The sequence below is a fragment of the Jeotgalibaca sp. PTS2502 genome, assembly GCF_001975685.1.
In the GTDB taxonomy this organism is placed as follows: Bacteria; Bacillota; Bacilli; order Lactobacillales; family Aerococcaceae; genus Jeotgalibaca; species Jeotgalibaca arthritidis.
Genome location: NZ_CP019433.1, coordinates 1396904 through 1415643 on the forward strand (window position 1 = coordinate 1396904; position 18740 = coordinate 1415643).

Annotated in this window: 17 protein-coding genes and 1 pseudogene; all 18 read right to left on the reverse strand. The window is 38.6% G+C overall.

The features are described 5' to 3' along the window. Positions 1-14: 14 nt before the first annotated feature. The 18 genes and pseudogenes from BW721_RS06815 to prfB all read right to left on the reverse strand — a co-directional run bounded on the left by BW721_RS06815 (position 15) and on the right by prfB (position 18730). Positions 15-1022, reverse strand: coding sequence for an NAD(P)H-dependent glycerol-3-phosphate dehydrogenase (locus tag BW721_RS06815; protein WP_076767356.1), 1008 nt, complete (start codon positions 1020-1022; stop codon positions 15-17). 25 nt (positions 1023-1047) lie between these two features. After that, positions 1048-1899: a prolipoprotein diacylglyceryl transferase gene (gene lgt / locus BW721_RS06820; protein WP_076767358.1), complete on the reverse strand. Its 852-nt coding sequence runs from the start codon at positions 1897-1899 to the stop codon at positions 1048-1050. A gap of 22 nt (positions 1900-1921) precedes the next feature. Further along, positions 1922-2860: an HPr(Ser) kinase/phosphatase gene (hprK, locus tag BW721_RS06825; RefSeq protein WP_076767360.1), complete on the reverse strand. Its 939-nt coding sequence runs from the start codon at positions 2858-2860 to the stop codon at positions 1922-1924. A gap of 132 nt (positions 2861-2992) precedes the next feature. Beyond that, positions 2993-3334 (reverse strand): phage holin family protein, encoded by a 342-nt coding sequence (locus tag BW721_RS06830; RefSeq protein WP_076767362.1) that lies wholly within the window; start codon positions 3332-3334, stop codon positions 2993-2995. Next, entirely contained in the window at positions 3334-3615 is a 282-nt protein-coding gene (locus tag BW721_RS06835) for a PspC domain-containing protein (protein ID WP_076767363.1), read from the reverse strand. Before BW721_RS06835 ends, BW721_RS06830 begins: the two co-directional genes overlap by 1 nt. Positions 3616-3631: 16 nt before the next feature. Beyond that, on the reverse strand, positions 3632-5149 hold the full coding sequence (gene liaX / locus BW721_RS06840; protein WP_076767366.1) for a daptomycin-sensing surface protein LiaX: 1518 nt from the start codon (positions 5147-5149) through the stop codon (positions 3632-3634). 227 nt (positions 5150-5376) lie between these two features. Beyond that, complete coding sequence (gene uvrA, locus BW721_RS06845) at positions 5377-8217, reverse strand: excinuclease ABC subunit UvrA (protein ID WP_076767368.1); 2841 nt, start codon at positions 8215-8217, stop codon at positions 5377-5379. Positions 8218-8299: 82 nt separating this feature from the next. Then, the gene (locus tag BW721_RS06850) at positions 8300-8599 is read right to left on the reverse strand and encodes an ArsR/SmtB family transcription factor (protein WP_076767370.1); all 300 of its coding nucleotides are present in this window, start codon (positions 8597-8599) and stop codon (positions 8300-8302) included. 106 nt (positions 8600-8705) lie between these two features. Further along, a complete protein-coding gene (gene phoU, locus BW721_RS06855) occupies positions 8706-9365 on the reverse strand; it encodes a phosphate signaling complex protein PhoU (RefSeq protein WP_076767372.1) in 660 nt (219 codons plus the stop codon). A gap of 53 nt (positions 9366-9418) precedes the next feature. Continuing rightward, positions 9419-10172: pseudogene (gene pstB, locus BW721_RS06860) on the reverse strand (phosphate ABC transporter ATP-binding protein PstB). A 2-nt stretch (positions 10173-10174) separates the two neighbouring features. Beyond that, positions 10175-10990, reverse strand: coding sequence for a phosphate ABC transporter permease PstA (gene pstA / locus BW721_RS06865; protein WP_076767374.1), 816 nt, complete (start codon positions 10988-10990; stop codon positions 10175-10177). 2 nt (positions 10991-10992) lie between these two features. Beyond that, a complete protein-coding gene (pstC, locus tag BW721_RS06870; RefSeq protein WP_076767376.1) occupies positions 10993-11853 on the reverse strand; it encodes a phosphate ABC transporter permease subunit PstC in 861 nt (286 codons plus the stop codon). Between the two features lie 130 nt (positions 11854-11983). Continuing rightward, positions 11984-12877: a substrate-binding domain-containing protein gene (locus tag BW721_RS06875; RefSeq protein ID WP_076767378.1), complete on the reverse strand. Its 894-nt coding sequence runs from the start codon at positions 12875-12877 to the stop codon at positions 11984-11986. A 254-nt stretch (positions 12878-13131) separates the two neighbouring features. Beyond that, entirely contained in the window at positions 13132-14907 is a 1776-nt protein-coding gene (gene pnpS, locus BW721_RS06880) for a two-component system histidine kinase PnpS (RefSeq protein ID WP_076767380.1), read from the reverse strand. Continuing rightward, positions 14907-15647: a response regulator transcription factor gene (locus BW721_RS06885; protein WP_076767382.1), complete on the reverse strand. Its 741-nt coding sequence runs from the start codon at positions 15645-15647 to the stop codon at positions 14907-14909. Before BW721_RS06885 ends, pnpS begins: the two co-directional genes overlap by 1 nt. 172 nt (positions 15648-15819) lie before the next feature. Then, on the reverse strand, positions 15820-16707 hold the full coding sequence (gene ftsX / locus BW721_RS06890; RefSeq protein ID WP_076767384.1) for a permease-like cell division protein FtsX: 888 nt from the start codon (positions 16705-16707) through the stop codon (positions 15820-15822). Continuing rightward, a complete protein-coding gene (ftsE, locus tag BW721_RS06895) occupies positions 16697-17383 on the reverse strand; it encodes a cell division ATP-binding protein FtsE (RefSeq protein ID WP_076767386.1) in 687 nt (228 codons plus the stop codon). Before ftsE ends, ftsX begins: the two co-directional genes overlap by 11 nt. A gap of 233 nt (positions 17384-17616) precedes the next feature. After that, positions 17617-18730, reverse strand: a protein-coding gene (gene prfB, locus BW721_RS06900) for a peptide chain release factor 2 (RefSeq protein WP_442905232.1) whose coding sequence is annotated in 2 segments (ribosomal slippage) — positions 17617-18669 and positions 18671-18730 — 1113 coding nt in all. Because the reading frame shifts where the segments join, the coding sequence is not laid out codon by codon here. Between the last annotated feature and the right edge of the window lie 10 nt (positions 18731-18740).

The following is an 18740-nucleotide window of genomic DNA, read 5'->3' on the forward strand; positions in this document are numbered from 1 at the left end:
TCCTCACCTTTACATTATTCTGCTTTATGGTCACGCATCATTAGATCGCGAATCACTTGATCGACATCCGCATCTTCATATAGGACACGGTAGATGGCTTCTGTAATTGGCATTTCAATCCCTTGTTGTTGGGCTAATTCGTAGGCAGCTTTAGTTGTTTGAACACCTTCAACAACCATCCCCATATTATCTAATACTTCTTGAAGCGGTACTTTTTTACCAATCAAGTTTCCGGCACGCCAGTTACGTGAGTGAACACTGGTCCCTGTTACGATAATATCGCCAACTCCACTTAGTCCAATAAAGGTACGTGGGTCCGCACCAAACGCAACGCCTAAACGGCTGATTTCAGCTAAACCACGCGTCATCAATGCCGCTTTTGCGTTATCGCCGTAACCTAAACCATGCAAGGCACCTGCGCCAACTGCAATAATATTCTTCAAAGCTGCGCCTAATTCAACACCGATAATGTCTGTATTCGTATACACACGGAAATAATAGTTTGTAAAAATACGTTGAACACTCACTGCAGACTCTTCAATTGCACAAGCAGCTGTAATCGTTGTAATATCTTTTTTTGCTACCTCTTCAGCGTGACTTGGTCCAGATAAAACAACCACGCCTTGATGCAGATCACTTGGAATTTCTTCTTCGATAATAGTCGAGATGCGCTTATGAGTGACTTGCTCTAGCCCTTTACTCGCATGAATAATAATTGGCTTCTTCTTGCCATCTAATAAAGCCGCCACTTGCTGGGCAACCGAACGAATTGCCTTTGTTGGTACAACAAATAAAATATAATCGACATCGTCAATTGCTTTTGCAAGATCTGTATAAGCCTCAATGCCCTCACTTATAATCGTGTCTGGTAAAAACTTCTTATTGGTACGCTGTTGGTTAATCTCATCCATTTGATTAGCTTCAACCCCCCACAAACGAACGTGGTGGTTATTTTCGTCTAAAACCATGGCTAAGGCAGTACCCCATGATCCTGGTCCTAGTACAGCAATTTTTTCTTTCATAATCGTCCTCCGAATCTTCAAACAGTTAGTTAGATTCAGGGTTTTTCATTCCTAAATCAATATCAGTGTAAAATGGGTCTTTTGGGTAATTGTTGTAGCGACGATAAGCCCAAACCGCCGCAGCACCAGCGAATAAAATAATCGACAACAGTTGTGATACACGAATGACATCAAACAAATATAGGCTGTCTGTTCTCATTCCTTCGATAAAGAAACGGCCAAAGGAATACCACATCACATAGGTTAAAAAGACCTCTCCTTGACGCAAAATCTTTTTCTGTCTTCTTAAAATCAAAATGACAACAAAACCAATCAATGACCACAGTGATTCATACAAAAAGGTCGGATGATAATAGGTGCCGTTAATATTCATTTGATTAATAATAAATTCTGGCAAGAGCAACTTTTCTAAAAATTGTCTACTCACTTCTGACCCATGTGCTTCTTGATTGATAAAGTTACCCCAACGCCCGATTGATTGAGCGATTAGAACACCTGGTGCTAGAACATCTAGCGCCAAAAAGAAAGGCACTTGTTTGGTCTTAGTGAAAAAATATACGGTAATGCCCCCAGCAATCAAGGCCCCATATATAGCAATCCCACCGTTCCAGATCTGAATAATTTGTTCTGGATGAAGGATATAATACTGCCACTCAAACACCACGTAGTAGATACGTGCGCCAACAATTGCAATCGGAACAGTCCAAAAGGCCATATCAACGACAAAATCTTGCGGCATGCCTTTAAGGTCTCCCTCTCGTGACGCTAGTGACATGGCTACGACAATACCCATGCCGATTAAAATGCCATACCATGCGACTGGTATACCACCTAGTCGGAATGCAACCGGATTGATTGCTGCAATAAACTGATTCATATTATGTCCCCTATCTATTCAATTAGTCTTCTTCTTTAGAATTTTCCTTAATTAACAAATCTAGATTGCGCTCGAATGTTTCAGCAGCATTATATCCCATTGTTTTGGCACGGAAATTCATCGCTGCCATTTCAACAATAATCGCTAAGTTTCGACCTGTTTTAACTGGGACAGTAATTTTAGGAACTTGAACATCTAAAATGTTTACCATTTCTTCGGTACTGCCTAAACGTTCAAACTTTTTATCTTTCGCCCATAACGACAAATTAACAATTAAATTTACTTCATTTGATTGTTTTACGGCTCCAGCACCAAATAAAGTCATCACGTCCATAATTCCAATGCCACGAATTTCAATCAAATGGCGTAAAATTGGTGGCGATTCTCCCATTAATGTATCCTCATCATGTTGATATAAATCGATACGGTCATCGGCTACTAAACGGTGGCCCTTTTGAATCAGCTCTAGCGCTGTTTCAGATTTACCTACACCGCTGTCTCCAGTAATCATAACACCCATACCAAAGACATCCACTAAAACCCCGTGCATAGAAACACGCTCTGCAAGGCGGCTCTCTAAGAAATTAGTGACATTACTTGATACACGCGTCGTTTTAGATTGCGCCTGCAATAACGGAATTCCCGCTTCTTGACAAGCTTTTACTAATTCAAAAGGAGCTTCCATATTTCTCGAAATAATAAAGCACGGCGTCTCCTTTTGACATAAACGACGCATAATAACGAGACGTTCCTCAGGTGTCATCCGTTCGATAAATGAGAGCTCTGTTTGCCCCATTAATTGCACGCGCCATGATGGATAAAAAGCAAAATAGCCTGTTAATTCTACCCCTGGGCGGTAAATTTCTGTTGATGTTATTTTTTTATTTAAGAACTCTTCACCAACAATAATTTTAAAGGTTGATGTTTTCACTAATTCTTGTATCGTCACACTATTGGACATCGTTGTTCCCTCACTCTTCTATCCTTTTATAGTCGCTTAAAAGAAGTCTTATTTACTCTTAATGATAACATTTAAAGGCCAGTATATAAAGGTAAAAAAAGACCTTCTCCCTCCTGGGAAAAGGCCTCTCATTTAATAGTCATGCTTATCTTGAATCATATTTTGTGCTAATGACAGTAGCAAGGAAACGAATAAGGTCACACCAAAGCTACTGAAGCTGAATCCCGGACCAACAAAGAATGAGGTTAGTGACAGCATCAAGGCGTTAATAATGAAGCTGAACAAGCCCAATGTCATAATCGTGATTGGAAGAGAAAAAATATGTAAGACTGGTTTGACAGATACATTAACGATAGACAGGACGATACTTGCCCCAAAGGCTGTCCAAACACTTCTAACTGTGAATCCTGGAATCAAATATGCTAATGCAATAAAAATTATTGAATTAATCGCTATTTTTTTCCAAAACCCCATTAGAAATCACTCCAATCCTCATCTTCATCTTTTTGAATCGGTTTTGCTTCTTTTCTTTCGTTACGGTAAGCATTTGGACGACGGTTTGAACGTGGACGTTCTGGTTCAGGTAGTAAGATAGCTAATAAAATGTATAAAAATACTGACGATCCTACGCTTGGAAAGACAAGGATAATAAAGATAATTCGGATAATAGTAGAATCAATACCGAAGTATTCTGCAATCCCACCTAACACACCACTGACTTGTCTATCTGTTGCTGATTTTGTTAACTTTTTCATGCTAATCCCTCATTTCTTAATCTTTGTCTGTATTTTTAATCATAATATTTCCGTTTGTTGTTTTCAATTCTACCACAACTGCAGCAGTTTCTTCTATTTTTCTAAACTCAAGATGTTTATTTGTTTTCTCATCACGTTGTTTTAGAACTTCAACAGCTTCAATACGATTTTTAATTGATCCTAGAGAACTGCGAGCATCTAGTTCAATACTTTTTTCTGCTGGCACTGCAAGTTTGACACTTCCATTAACAGAAGAAGCTTTAATTCGTTTTGCCTCTGTATCAAGGTAAGTCATGCGAATATCACCATTGACGATAGAGAGTGATGAGCTGTTGATTGCGCTGCTCGTTGTAATAGACCCATTAACCACTTTAGCCATCACATCAACAATTGAACCATCTGTGATTGTAATTGAACCATTCACACCGTCCAACTCTAGCATGGTTGCTGATACCTTATTAAAGGTCATTTTACCATTAGTTGTTTTAGCATAGATGTCTTTACCTGCGAAGTCGTTAACAGTAATATTGCCGTTCAACATTTTAAAGGCAACATAATCGTATTCTCTTTCCGGTAAGTAAACCGTCATGTCACAACGAACCCGTTTATTTGGAACATGGAAGGTGAAATGATCTTCGTCAATATCAATTGTACTGCGAGCTTGGAAGGCTTCCATCGGTGTTTCTTCATCAAATTTAGCATAGATTTTAATATCTGCTGCTACTTTAATATCTTCTTTATCCCATTTTTCAAAGCTAACATTCCCATTAGCGATTTGGAAATCTAGAATACTAGCTGTTGCTTGTTCGTAAACAAAATCATGGTGGAATTTTTTAGAAACTAAACCTGGTACGTTCATATTCAAGTCTACTTCTTTCCATTCAACATTTTCCATCACATTGTTAATAGTTGATGTTAGGAAGCTACCGATTTGAGAGCCTAAACGGTTTAATTTACCTGAAAATTCAGTCGCCGTTTCTTGCCACTCTTCCTTGCTTCCAAACTTATCGCCGATTGATTTGATATTTTTTTCAAGCTGTTCTTTTTTCAACGTCCGCATTTTTTCTTCCATTTGACGTTTTTCTTCTCTTAACGCCTCTTCTTGTGATTTCAATCCGTCTAGCTCTTCATCCAAACGAACGGCTTCCATTTCAAGTTCAGGTGTTACTGTATCTAGCTCTTCATGGGTCGCAATTTCTTGTCTGCGTTCTTGCTTTAAACTAATTTGTCTACGCAAAACTTGAAGTGCTTCTGTTTTTTCATCCACCCGGGAAGAGAAGTATGAAATCTCACTTGCTAATTCCTCAATAATTTTTTCGAAGTTTTCTTTGTCTTTTTTCTCTGCTTTTTCAATCTGCTCTTCTGCTGTTTGTGGCTCTTCGGGTGTTTCTTCTGTCACAAAATCAGTGTCTTGATTTGTTTTTACAGCATCTTTGCCATGTTTTTTTGCAGCATTTTCGAGTAATTCAATGGCTTCCTCAGTTGAGATAATGCCTTCTTTTACCAATGCTAAAATACGTTCTCTCTCGTTCATGGTTAGTTCCTCCTTGGTATGGTCTTACTTGGTTTATATTTGATTGACGGTTAGTTAAGTCGTTATCTTATGTCTTTATTATGCCAAGGATAACAACATTTGTCATAGGACCTAAGATTGATTTCGCTCTACATTTCAATACTGACAAAAAAATGAAGAAAGGCTTAGGCGCTAGATACAGCCCACAAAAAAAGAGATTGGGAGTAACTCCCAATCTCTTCCTATCATTAACTTTGGCGTGCTTTGTCTCGTTCGAGTATTTTCTTTAAGAATTGGCCAGTATAGCTGGCTTCAACAGCTGCTACTTCCTCCGGTGTGCCAGTTGCAAGAACTGTACCGCCGCCATCGCCGCCCTCTGGTCCCATATCAATAATATGGTCTGCCGTTTTAATAACATCGAGATTATGCTCGACAACTAAAACGGTATTACCTGCATCCACTAAACGTTGCAATACTTCAAGTAGTCGTGCAATATCATCTGTATGAAGACCGGTTGTTGGCTCATCTAGAATGTAGAACGTCTTACCAGTAGAGACGCGTTGCAATTCACTTGCCAACTTCATCCGTTGTGCTTCCCCACCAGATAAGGTTGTGGCTGGTTGACCGAGTGTAATATAACCTAAACCAACATCAGCAATCGTCTGTAGCTTACGCTTAATTTTAGGGATAGCCTCAAAAAATGGCACAGCTTCATCAATCGTCATGTCCAAAATTTCAGAAATATTTTTACCCTTATAGCGTACTTCTAAGGTTTCAGAATTATAGCGTTTGCCATGACACACTTCACATGGCACATAGACATCCGGTAAGAAGTGCATCTCAATTTTTAAGATACCATCTCCCTTGCACGCTTCACAGCGGCCACCTTTCACATTAAAACTGAAGCGTCCTTTGCTATAGCCCCTAATTTTAGCCTCATTAGTATTAGCAAATAAACCACGGACATCATCAAACACACTTGTATAAGTAGCCGGATTACTACGTGGGGTCCGACCAATTGGGCTTTGATCAATATCAATCACTTTTTCAAGTTGATCATAACCTGATAATCGTTTAAACTTACCTGGTTTTTCCTTGGTACGCGTCAATTCTCTCGATAAGGCTAGCTTCAATACACGGTTAACGAGCGAACTCTTACCTGAACCGGATACGCCAGTTACGGCAATAAATTTACCAATTGGGAAGGAAACATCGACATTTTTTAAGTTATTTTCTTCGGCTCCTTCAACTAGCACCGCACCGCGATCTTCAGAGCGTCTTTCTTCAGGCACAGCAATAAACTTTTTCCCTGACAAGTATTGAGCAGTAATCGATTTCTTCGATTTCATGACTTGTTTAGGTGTCCCAGCAGCAACAACCTCGCCACCGCGTTCACCTGCACCTGGACCAATATCAATCAAGTAGTCCGATTGTAACATGGTATCTTCATCATGCTCGACAACCACCAATGTATTTCCTAAATCACGCATACTCTTCATCGATTCAATCAAGAGATTATTATCTCTCTGATGCAAGCCAATTGACGGCTCATCTAAAATATAAAGTACTCCTGATAGGTTAGATCCGATTTGAGTAGCCAAACGAATCCGTTGGGCTTCTCCACCGGACAAACTGCCAGCGACCCGACTGAGTGTCAAATAGTTCAGGCCAACATTATTTAAAAAATATAAACGAGAGTTGATTTCTCTCAAAATCGGTTTAGCGATGTCGGACTCAGACTCACTTAAATGGAGTTGTTCAAAAAAGTCCAGCGCTCGCTCAATCGAATGATTGGTTACTTGTGAGATGTTTTGGTTATTTACTTTTACACATAAGGCTTGTTCATTTAAACGCGCCCCTTTACACGTTTGACAGTGTAGCTCTGTCATATACGCACGCATCACTTTACGCGTAAAATCACTTGATGACTCATGGTAACGGCGGTCAATGTTGTTAACAACACCTTCAAATGGAACTTGAACATCACGGACTGCACCGAATTCATTTTTATGGTAGAAATGGAATTTTTTCCCTTTTGACCCAAATAAAACAAATTCTCTTTCCTTTTTACTTAGCTTCTCGAACGGGACATTCATGGGTATCTTAAATTCTGTACAGAATTGGCGGAGCATTTCAGGATAATAGTTAGAACTGATTGGGTTCCAAGGTGCAATGGCTCCCTCTTCAATCGTTAATGTCATATCGGGTACAACTAAGTCCAAGTCCACTTCTAACTTCATGCCCAAGCCATCGCAGTCTGCGCAGGCTCCATATGGCGCATTAAAGGAGAAGAGACGGGGCTCTATTTCACCGACTGTAAATCCACAATGCGGACAAGCATAATGTTCGCTAAACATCATATCTTCCCCATCAATAACATTAATGACAACATAACCTTCTGCCAATTGAAGTGCTGTTTCAACTGAATCAAATAAACGAGAACGAATGCCCTCTTTAACAACAATTCTATCCACAACGGCATCAATGTTATGAGCTTTGTTTTTATCTAGCTCAGGCGTTTCTGTTATGTCATACAGCTCACCATCAATACGAACTCTAACAAAGCCTTGACGTTTCATATCATCAATCACTTTTTTGTGTTGGCCTTTTTTTCCATAAACAACCGGAGCCAAAATTTGCATTCTTGTTCGTTCAGGCAGCTCTAAAATTTGATTAACAATTTGTTCAGGGGACTGGCTACTAATTTCCGTTCCATCGTTTGGGCAAATAGGATGGCCCACCCGTGCAAACAGCAATCGAAGGAAATCATTAATTTCAGTTACAGTTCCCACTGTAGAACGAGGGTTATTACTGGTTGATTTTTGATCGATCGCAATGGCTGGGCTGAGTCCATCAATGGTATCGACATCTGCCTTCTCCATTTGTCCTAAGAATTGGCGAGCGTAGGCAGAGAGGCTCTCAACATAACGTCTTTGGCCTTCTGCATAAAGGGTGTCAAATGCTAGTGAACTTTTTCCAGACCCTGATAATCCTGTAACAACAACTAATTTGTCACGTGGAATAGTGACGTCAATGTTTTTTAAGTTATGAGAACGTGCGCCGCGCACGATAATTTGATCTTTTGCCATTATACTCTTCCTCGCATCTTTAAATTCTGTTCCATCCTATCATACCATCTTTCAACAAAAAAGAACACTCGTTCGATTCGTTTTAATGAGTATGCTTCACGTGAGTGACTGCCATATGAAGGATTTCATAGACATGATTATCGTCTTGGCTGTATAACATATTTTTACCTATACGCCTACTTTTAACGAGTCGTGCCTCTTTTAATTTTTTTAGTTGATGGGAAACCGCAGATTGTTCCATCTGCAATTCTGTTGCAATAGCATTAACATTCCATTCTTTATCTTGTAATAAATAGAGTATTCGAAAGCGGGTATTATCGCCGAGCAGTTTAAAAATTTTTGTTGCTTGCTGAATCGTTTCATCCTCGATTTTTTTAGCCATGTAAACACTCCTCAATTTAGCTTATCTCCATTTTAACAGATTTTATAATCAAAATAATAAAAAAAAGTAACTGGTACCACCAGCTACTTTCTCCTTATCGTATTTATTAATTTAATTCTAAAATCTCACCAGTTTTGAGGTAAACGATACGTTCACAAATATTAGTCACGTAGTCGCCAATTCTTTCTAAGTAACCAGCAACCGCAATGTAATCTGATCCACCTGGGACAAGTTCTGAATCGATTGCCATTTGCTTAATACAGTAATGGTTAATTTCGACAAAATGCTTATCTACTTTTGAATCCATTTCAGCGATTTGACGTGCCTTTGATTCATCAACGTGGACATAGGCATCGATCACTTGTTCAACCATCTTCTTAACGACTTCCGCCATCTCAGCGATTTTAGCCTCAACTTCTGGAATACGTTTGTTATGGCGCTCTTTCACTCGAATGACAGATCGTGCAATACTGACAGCATGGTCGCCCATACGTTCCAAATCCGAACTTGCTTTCATCACTGTTACAATCGATCGTAAGTCGCTAGATACAGGTTGTTGTAAGGCAATTAATTGGAAGCAAAGATTTTCAATCTCTACTTCAATGGCATTAACATCCTTATCTTTTTGCTTTGCTTCCACAGCTAAATTTTTATCATGATTAATAAACGCCTTAACCGCTCTTAGGATATTTTCGTTCACCATTAATCCCATTTTTGTAAACTGGCCGTGCATAGTTTGTAAATCATCATCAAACGTTCTTCTCACTGCAGCACACCTCACTTATGTCTTATATGTCTATTTTAACATCTTTTTCGCAATTACCCAAATCTTCCTGATACATAATCTTCTGTACGCTTGTCTCTTGGATTAGAGAAGATTTGTGATGTTTCACCAAATTCAACGGTCTCTCCTGTTAAGAAAAATGCTGTTTTATCAGACACACGAGCCGCTTGCTGCATATTGTGGGTAACCATCACGATGGTATAGCGATCTTTCAACTCTTGAACAAGGTCTTCAATTTTCGCTGTTGAAATAGGATCTAAGGCAGATGTTGGTTCATCCATTAACAAAACTTCTGGTTCAACTGCTAACGCACGAGCAATACAAATCCGTTGTTGTTGTCCACCAGAAATACGCAAGGCATTTTTAGACAGGTCGTTTTTCACCTCGTCCCAAATTGCTGCGCCTTTCAAACTCTTCTCAACAATTTCATCTAATGTTTTTTTTATCTTTAATGCCGTGAGTACGTGGACCGTAGGCAATGTTGTCATAAATACTCATCGGAAATGGGTTTGGATGTTGAAACACCATTCCAACGCGTTTACGAAGCATGTTCACATCATAATCAGATGCATAAACATCCTTGTTATCTAATAGGATATCCCCTTCAATACGGCATCCTGCTACTAAGTCATTCATACGGTTCAAGCTTTTTAGGAAGGTTGACTTTCCACAGCCTGAAGGTCCGATGAATGCTGTAATTTCATTTTCTTTAATTTCCATATTAATGTTTTTCAAAGCTTGGAAATCGGTGTACCATAGATTCATATCTCTAACAATAATTTTACTCATTTTTATTTCGCTCCTTTTGTTAATCGATTGCTGAGCCATGTTGAAATACCGTTGATGATTAGTACAATAACGATTAAGACAACACCGGTTGCATAGGATTCTCGTACGTGGATACCTTCACTGGCTAAAATGTACATGTGTAATGCTAAGGTACGACTTGATTGGAAAAGGTTGTCAGGCACATTAACTGATGTTCCAAGTGTATACATCAAAGCGGCTGTTTCACCTACAATCCGACCAACTGCCAAAATGATTCCAGATAAAATACCTGGCATCGCAACTGGTAAAACAACTCTAAAAATCGTACGTAATTTCCCTGCTCCTAGTGCGAAACTTCCTTCTCGCAATGAATTGCGAACAGCTAGCAAAGCTTCTTCCGTTGAACGGATAATAACAGGTAAAACCATAATTACAGATGTTAAAACCCCCGAAATAATCGAGTATTTAAAGCCTAGGAAAATAACAAAGAACAACATACCGAAAAGACCATATACAATAGAAGGAATTCCCGATAGTGTATCCGTTGCAACACGAATCACATTAACAAATTTGTTGTTTTTATCAGCATATTCAACTAAATAAAAGGCTGTAAAAACACCAATTGGAGCTGCAATCAGTAAGGCTAGGAAAACAACAACGAAGGTCGTCAAGATTGACGGCATCATTGATACGTTACTAGTCGTATAGTTCCATGCGAACATACTCCAGTTCAGACTGCTAATCCCATTTAAGAGGATAAAGCCAATGACATAAAAAAGCGAACCGAATGTGATGCATGAAAAGAAATAAACTAAAAATTTAATAAGTTTTGATTCCATCTCTAGATCCCCTTCCGTTTCACAATCGAGAATGCTGCGTTGATAACAATAATAAAGATGAAGAGGACAACGGCAGTTGCAATCAATGCTTCACGGTGTTCACCCGCTGCATAAGCCATCTCCAATACAATATTCGTTGTCATCGTCCGAACACCTTGTGTCACACTCGTTGGGATACGTGGCTGATTTCCAGCTACAAGGATAACCGCCATTGTTTCACCAATTGCACGTCCAACTCCTAAAATAACAGCGGAAATAATACCTGATTTCGCTGCTGGAACCATTACACGAATAACAGAGCGCTCATGTGTTGCCCCTAACGCTACACTACCTTCGTAGTAGCTGTTAGGTACTGCACGAAGCGATGATTCAGATAGCCCAATAATAGTAGGAAGAATCATAATTCCCAGAAGAATAGAGGCTGTTAGGATATTCATCCCTGTACCGCCTACTAAATTCCGCATAAAGGGAACGATGAGACGCAATGCAAAGAAACCATAGACGATTGATGGAATAGCTGCCATCATATTAACGGCAGGCTTAACAAAACGATATAATTTAGGCGGACAGAACTTCGCCATAAAAATGGATGTAAAGACACCCGTAGGTACCCCAATTAAGATTGCCCCAAAAGTAATGACCAATGAACCAATAATCATCGGCAAAATACCATATTCCGGATTAGCATTCGATGGTGTCCAGTTTGTTCCGAATAAAAAGTCCCCTATGCCATAGCGAACCATAAATGGCACGCCGCCTTCAAAAATAAAATAGAAAATAACAACAATAGAAATAACAGAGACAAGCGCTGACGCAATAAAAACCCACTTCATAAAACTTTCCCAAAAATATTTCTTCCTCATGACTTCCCCTCTCTTTCATAACAGGTTTCCCAAACCACAATGAACCACTATAATCTCTTAATCTAAGTATACTATATCTCAAAAAAAGACCAGAATAATCTGGTCCTCTTCATTATCAATAACGAAGATCTTATTGTAGGTCTTCCCAGTTGGTAACTTCACCAGTAAAAATTTGTTTAACTTGTTCTAGCGTCAAGCCCTCAATACCATTGTTTTTGTTTACAATAACTGCAATCCCATCAACTGCGATAGCTTGTGATGTCAATTCAGCTTTTTCTTCATCTTTTAATTCACGAGATGCCATTCCAATATCAGCTGTACCATCAATTGCAGATGTCATACCTGCTGAAGAACCATTTGACGTAATGTCAATTTGTACTTCTGGATTTAACGCACGGTATTCTTCAGAAAGAACTTCCATCAATGGTGTTACTGAAGTTGAGCCAACAACTGCGATTGTTCCAGTTTGTGAGCCGTCTCCTTCGTAAGCTGGCGCATCAACAACTGCTTCTACGTAGCCTTCTTCTAATACTAGTTCTTGACCTTCAGCTGACATAATGAAATCAACGAAATCTTGTGCAACTGCTTCAAGGTCTCCGCCCCAAGCTATATTGAAGTTACGTGCAATTGGGAACGAATTGTTTTGTACCGTTTCAGATGTCGGTTCAACACCATCAATCGCTATCCCTTTTATATTATCGTTTAATGATCCTAGTGAAATGTAACCAATCGCATTCACATCTTGGGATACAGTTGAGATGACTCCTTCTGTACCATTTTGAATAACTGCTTCTACATAAGTATTATCAACATCATCTTCTAATACACCAGTAATCTCAGTAAATGCGCCTCTTGTTCCAGAACCGTCTTCACGGGAAACCACATTAATGGTACCTGTAGTTGCTTCTGATGCGCCATTATCGCTTGTTGCATCATCTCCGCCTGTTGCTGCTGAATCACACGCTGCCAATACTCCTACAGCACCTAATGAAAGAACTAATTTAGATAGACTTTTTAATTGCATTCTACTTACCATCCTTTTTATTATGTCTTTAGCGATTTGCCATAACTCTATTCTATTCGTTCAATGTAAATTTAGTTAATGGTTTAATGTAAAGTTTTAGATTTAAAACAGCTATTTTTTAAAATAAAGAAAGCGTCATCATTTTTAACAATGTAAAAACCCTGTTAAGTTAAGCTTTTAACAGGGTTTTGTTTATGACATTGTAAATTTTATGTAAAGACTTTGTAAATGTAATTGTAAAGGAGAATGAATCCTTACAATTCTTCCACTACTTTTGGCAAATGAACAGTGAAGGTACTTCCTAAACCAAGCGTACTTTTTACGCTTATCGTCCCGCCCATATTTTGAACAAGATAGCGAACGATTGATAATCCTAAGCCGGTTCCACCGGAATTGCGACTTCGACCTTTATCAACTCGATAGAACCGCTCAAACAAACGCTCAATACTTTCTTCCGGAATACCAATACCCGTATCAGCGACATGGAAAACAATCTCATCTTCTGTTTCCTCTAGTAAAACTGAAATTTTACCACCTTTATCGGTATAGTTTACAGCATTGTAAATTAAATTATTCAAAATCTGCTCTAAACGACTTTGATCACCAATAAAGCGAATCGGATCTGCATTATTAGATAAAAGGCGCAGCTTCAATCCTTTCGCAGCTGCTTGCGGTTTAATAATTTTGAAACACCTTTCCACTGTCTCATTTAAACTAATCCATTCCCTTTTCATTGGCACTTGTTTTTGTTCAACTCGCGACAACTCTAGAATATCATTAACGAGAATTTCTAACCGTTTCGACTCTTTATAGATAATTTCTAAAAATTGACGCAAACGATCTGGATCATCCAGGGCACCATCTAAAAGAACTTCCGAGAATCCTTTTAGTGCTGTAACAGGCGTCCGTAGCTCGTGTGAGGCATTGGCAACAAAATCTGTTCTCACTTTCTCCAAACGTCTAATTTCTGTGATGTCATAAAGAAGCACAATCACTTGATTTCCCTTAGCGTCTGGTACCACCATAGTATTAACATCTAGTATCCGTTCGTTAGGGTAATAAATATAAATTTCTTCATTTCGATTTTTCTTTTTCTGGTAAGTTTGTTGGATAATTTGGACTAAACCGTAACTTTTAGACATTTCTAAAAATGAACGACCTAGTAAATTTTCATCTATTCCAAGAATTTGATAAACAGCTGGGTTCATCATTTCAATCCGTTGCTCACTATCCAATAAGACTACTCCCACAATTAGACGGTCAAGTAAGGCTGAAAGTCGTTCATTAGATTGGAGAATTGTTCTATTTTTTTCCTCTAAACTATCGGCTAATTTATTCACAGTCTGCCCCAGTGCCATAATTTCTGGATAGTCTATCCCTTTGTAATACTCACTGTAGTCACCTTCTGAAATATGGTTAATGACTGTTTCAATCTGCTTAAGGGGGCGAGAAATACGGTTGGTTAAGTGAAGGGCAATAAAGCTCGCTAAGACAATCGAAACAAAACTAAAAATAAAAACAGACTGTGTCAGCTGATTCTCAAGTTGGTCCAATTCATCCAGTCGATGAGTGAGACGGAAAATCCCAATAAAATCACCACGACCGTTGAACAGTGAGACTGCCACATGGTATTGACGCCTACCTGAATCGTCTATTTGAATACCACTTGTCCCAATGCGCTCGCCAGCTAAAACGTCTTCCATATCATTAGACTTCAAAACATTGTCATCTTGTTTGTCGGGATGAACTGCCGTCCCTTTCTCATCAAAAAAAGCAATCGTATCTTTTTCATCTAAAAGAAAGGACATGGAAGGAAAATCTTCCACTGCAGTCATGACTGAACTCGTATGTTGCAAAATCCATTCATCCAGCAAAGAGCCTATATTTTTAGCGCGATTCTCAACATCTTCAATAATGGATGTTGTCGTTGCCGTCCGAACGAGTTGGTTCGTATAAATAACAACACCTATCGATAACAGAAGGAACAAACCAATAAATAAGGCTAAAAATTGATTGGCAAACTTACGCATTACTTAGACTCCTCAAACTTATAGCCAAATCCGCGTACTGTTTTTATATAGTGTGGATTTTTAGTGTCCTCTTCAATTTTTTCACGTAAATGACTAATATGAACATCAACAATACGGGTCTCTCCTGCATAATCAAAATTCCAAATGGCATTCAGTAATTGCTCACGGCTTAAAATCCGGTTAGCGCGTTTTGCCATATATAATAATAATTCAAATTCTTTAGGTGTAATATCAATCGGTTCACCTTTGACATGTACTTCATACAGATCAGGAAAAATCACAACTTCCCCTATGACAATCTTTTCTTCTACAAACGCTGGCTCTTCTACAGTTTCTGTTTCTTTTTCAAAAGAAGGCTCGTCTTGTTGCAAGCGACGTTCCGTTCTTCTAAAAATAGCCTTCATACGCGCAATAACTTCTCGCGGACTAAATGGCTTTGTCATATAGTCATCTGCACCGAGCTCTAAGCCGATAATTTTTTCTAGTTCATCGTCTTTAGCTGTCAGCATTAAAATCGGTGTTTCAATTTTTTCTCTTCTTAATCCTTTACAGATATCCATACCATCCATAGACGGCAGCATCAAATCTAAAATAATAAAATCAAACGGTTGACTTAAAGCTAAGTCATAGCCTTCTTTTCCATCGGAGGCTTGGATGACTTGGTAGCCTTCTTTTTCGAGGTTGTATGCCAGTAAAATTAAAATTGACGGTTCATCATCAACAATCAGTACTTTTTTCATCTTTTCCTCCAAAACTTTATTTTATTTGAGTGAGAGTTTTATGAAAATAGTCATATCCTCCCGAGTCCACATTCATTCTATCACTGACCTTTCGAAATGGAAAGAATCTCTTTTTTTACAAAACAAAAACACCAGAAAGTTTTTAATCTTTCTGGTGTTGTGTCATTGTGTATTAAACTTTTAAGAAACGTGACATCGATATGACTGAACCAAACGAACCGATGAATACTCCGATAGCAATCAGTGCCAACCCTGTGTAATAAATAAAGGGCTCAGGAGATAATAAGGCGAAATTAGATCCGATTAGATAGTCTGTTCCAAGTTGATAAAGGAAACGGTACAAGAAAACTAAGATTGTTGTTGGAATTAAAGATCCAATTAAACCGATAAATGACCCTTCAATTAAAAATGGCCAACGAATATAGCTGTTCTTAGCTCCTACGAGACGCATAATCTCAATCTCTGTACTACGAGAGAATATTGTAATTCGAATCGTATTTGAGATAAGGAAAACAGCAATGAGTAATAGACCGACAATAATGATAACGCCAATCGTTCTCATAGTTGAAATCGTATCAAATAGTTTTTCAGCTGTCGTTCCACCATATTCAACCTTCGCCACAAAGGTTAATTTCTCTGCTGCTTCAGCAACGGCACCGGTTTGATCTGGCATAGCTGTACTTAAAATGAAGACATCGTGCAAAGGATTATCATCTCCGCCAAAGAGATTGAACTCCTCACCGTAGCTCCCAATTAATTTATCCAATTCCTCATCACGTGTTGAATAGGTAATTGTTTCAATATTAGGAATTTTTTCCAATTCTGACCTTAAATGTTCACGGTCTGAGTCTTGTGCACCTAAATCAATAAAGACACGCACACTAACATCATTTTCAATATCAGTAGCTAATTTATTAACATTAAATAAAATCGCAACGAATGAGCCTACAAGCAATAATGTCATCGTAACAGCACTAATCGCTGCTAAGGTCATCCAACCATTACGAACTAGACTTTTACTTGCATCACGGATATGCCTCATCATTGTTCTAAATTTCATATCCGTATTCTCCTTCCTGCTGATCACGAACGATTCGGCCACTTTCGATGGCTAGAACGCGGTGTTTAATATCATTTACAATCTGACTATTATGTGTCGCCATCAAAATGGTTGTTCCTTGATTATTGATTTCTTCTAAAATAGCCATAATCTCCATTGACGTATCTGGGTCAAGGTTACCTGTTGGCTCATCAGCAATCAAAATGCCGGGCATATTAACAATCGCACGTGCAATCGCGATCCGTTGTTGTTCCCCACCTGATAATTCATTTGGGAACATACGCGCTTTATGTTTTAGTCGAACAAGATCTAATACTTCAAAGACACGTTTTTCAATTTGTTTTGGTGTTTTCTCAATAACTTCCATTGCGTAAGCAATATTTTCGAAAATAGTCAGTTTAGGTAGTAATTTAAAATCTTGGAAGACAACACCAACATAACGACGTAGCATTGGTACATCACGTTCTTTTAGCTTGGTTACGTCAAATTTTCCAATTTTAACAATTCCTGATGTTGCCTTTACTTCACGATACATCATTTTAATAAAGGTAGACTTTCCTGCTCCACTGGGACCTACTACATAGACAAACTCACCTTGATTTATCTTAACATTTAAATTGTTAACAGCCGTAATACCGTTCGGATATTTCTTTGAGACATTAAGCATCTCAATCATATTATCACCCATCTTTTTATATTTTTTAATATCTATTCATTTTTTCAGTAAACTTTCTTTCTGAAAAAAACCACAAACAGCTGAGTGTTTGCGGTAGATACGTTTTCTATGCTTGACTGCCTAATCATTATAGCATGGATATAAAGGATGTCTGTGTTAGTTTCTTTACAGTTATATTTCAAAATGTGTCGGTTACCATCATCATATTTACTCACAATATCATAAATAGAAGGTTAGTCATCTGAAACCATGTTCATTTTTAAGTAAGCATCGATAAAGCCATCTAAGTCGCCATCAACAACAGCTTGAACATTTCCTGTTTCATAATTTGTTCGGTGGTCCTTAACCATTGAATAAGGATGGAAGACATAAGAACGAATTTGAGAACCCCAACCGATTTCTTTCTGCTCGCCACGAATAGCAGCTAACTCTTGCTCACGTTCTTCTTCTTGTTTTTGGAAGAGCTTTGCTTTCAGCATTCCCATTGCTGTATCACGGTTTTGGAATTGTGATCGCTGTGATTGACTTTGAACAACAATTCCACTTGGAATATGGGTAATTCGAATAGCTGAAGATGTTTTATTGATATGCTGACCACCAGCCCCACTAGCACGGTAAGTATCAATACGAATATCATCTGGGTCAACCTCAATTTCAGCATTATCTGCCGCAATTTCTGGCATAACATCAATCGAGCAGAAGGATGTGTGACGACGTCCAGCTGAATCAAATGGTGAAATACGAACAAGACGGTGAACACCTCTTTCTGATCGCAAGTAGCCATAGGCATTTAACCCTTTTATCAATAGGGTCACACTCTTAATGCCTGCTTCATCACCTGCTTGATAGTCTAATGTTTCTACGCCAAAACCTTTAGAATCTGCCCAACGTGTAAACATTCTTAACAGAATACTGCCCCAGTCTTGCGATTCCGTCCCACCAGCACCAGGGTGAATTTCTAAGATGGCGTTATTTTTATCATGCGGCCCATTTAGTAAGGTCGTTAATTCATAGTCTGATAATAGCAGACCGTACTCTTCAACTCCAGCCTCTAGTTCTTCTTCAAAACCAGATTCTGGGTCTTCCTTCATCATCTCATACATCATTTCTAAGTCTTCTTGCATGGTCGCTAGTTTTTGAAAAGTATGATAGACACTTTTCAATTGATTGGCTTCATTAATTGTCTCTTGAGCTTTTTCTGAATCGTTCCAAAACTCAGGGTCCAACATACGATCTTCATATTCAGCAATATCTGCTTCCAGTACCTCTAAGTCAAAGAGACCTCCTGAAGCTTGCGATTTTTCCTTCTGATTCTTCTAAAAATGATTTAACTTCACTTAATTCCATTATAAATCTC

What these genes read in the sequence shown, in the direction of transcription:
- BW721_RS06815 (WP_076767356.1), bottom strand. Translation starts at nt 1,022, where the DNA reads ATGAAAGAAAAAATTGCTGTACTAGGACCAGGATCATGGGGTACTGCC.
- lgt (WP_076767358.1), bottom strand. Translation starts at nt 1,899, where the DNA reads ATGAATCAGTTTATTGCAGCAATCAATCCGGTTGCATTCCGACTAGGT.
- hprK (WP_076767360.1), bottom strand. Translation starts at nt 2,860, where the DNA reads ATGTCCAATAGTGTGACGATACAAGAATTAGTGAAAACATCAACCTTT.
- BW721_RS06830 (WP_076767362.1), bottom strand. Translation starts at nt 3,334, where the DNA reads ATGGGGTTTTGGAAAAAAATAGCGATTAATTCAATAATTTTTATTGCA.
- BW721_RS06835 (WP_076767363.1), bottom strand. Translation starts at nt 3,615, where the DNA reads ATGAAAAAGTTAACAAAATCAGCAACAGATAGACAAGTCAGTGGTGTG.
- liaX (WP_076767366.1), bottom strand. Translation starts at nt 5,149, where the DNA reads ATGAACGAGAGAGAACGTATTTTAGCATTGGTAAAAGAAGGCATTATC.
- uvrA (WP_076767368.1), bottom strand. Translation starts at nt 8,217, where the DNA reads ATGGCAAAAGATCAAATTATCGTGCGCGGCGCACGTTCTCATAACTTA.
- BW721_RS06850 (WP_076767370.1), bottom strand. Translation starts at nt 8,599, where the DNA reads ATGGCTAAAAAAATCGAGGATGAAACGATTCAGCAAGCAACAAAAATT.
- pstA (WP_076767374.1), bottom strand. Translation starts at nt 10,990, where the DNA reads ATGGAATCAAAACTTATTAAATTTTTAGTTTATTTCTTTTCATGCATC.
- pstC (WP_076767376.1), bottom strand. Translation starts at nt 11,853, where the DNA reads ATGAGGAAGAAATATTTTTGGGAAAGTTTTATGAAGTGGGTTTTTATT.
- BW721_RS06875 (WP_076767378.1), bottom strand. Translation starts at nt 12,877, where the DNA reads ATGCAATTAAAAAGTCTATCTAAATTAGTTCTTTCATTAGGTGCTGTA.
- pnpS (WP_076767380.1), bottom strand. Translation starts at nt 14,907, where the DNA reads ATGCGTAAGTTTGCCAATCAATTTTTAGCCTTATTTATTGGTTTGTTC.
- BW721_RS06885 (WP_076767382.1), bottom strand. Translation starts at nt 15,647, where the DNA reads ATGAAAAAAGTACTGATTGTTGATGATGAACCGTCAATTTTAATTTTA.
- ftsX (WP_076767384.1), bottom strand. Translation starts at nt 16,707, where the DNA reads ATGAAATTTAGAACAATGATGAGGCATATCCGTGATGCAAGTAAAAGT.
- ftsE (WP_076767386.1), bottom strand. Translation starts at nt 17,383, where the DNA reads ATGATTGAGATGCTTAATGTCTCAAAGAAATATCCGAACGGTATTACG.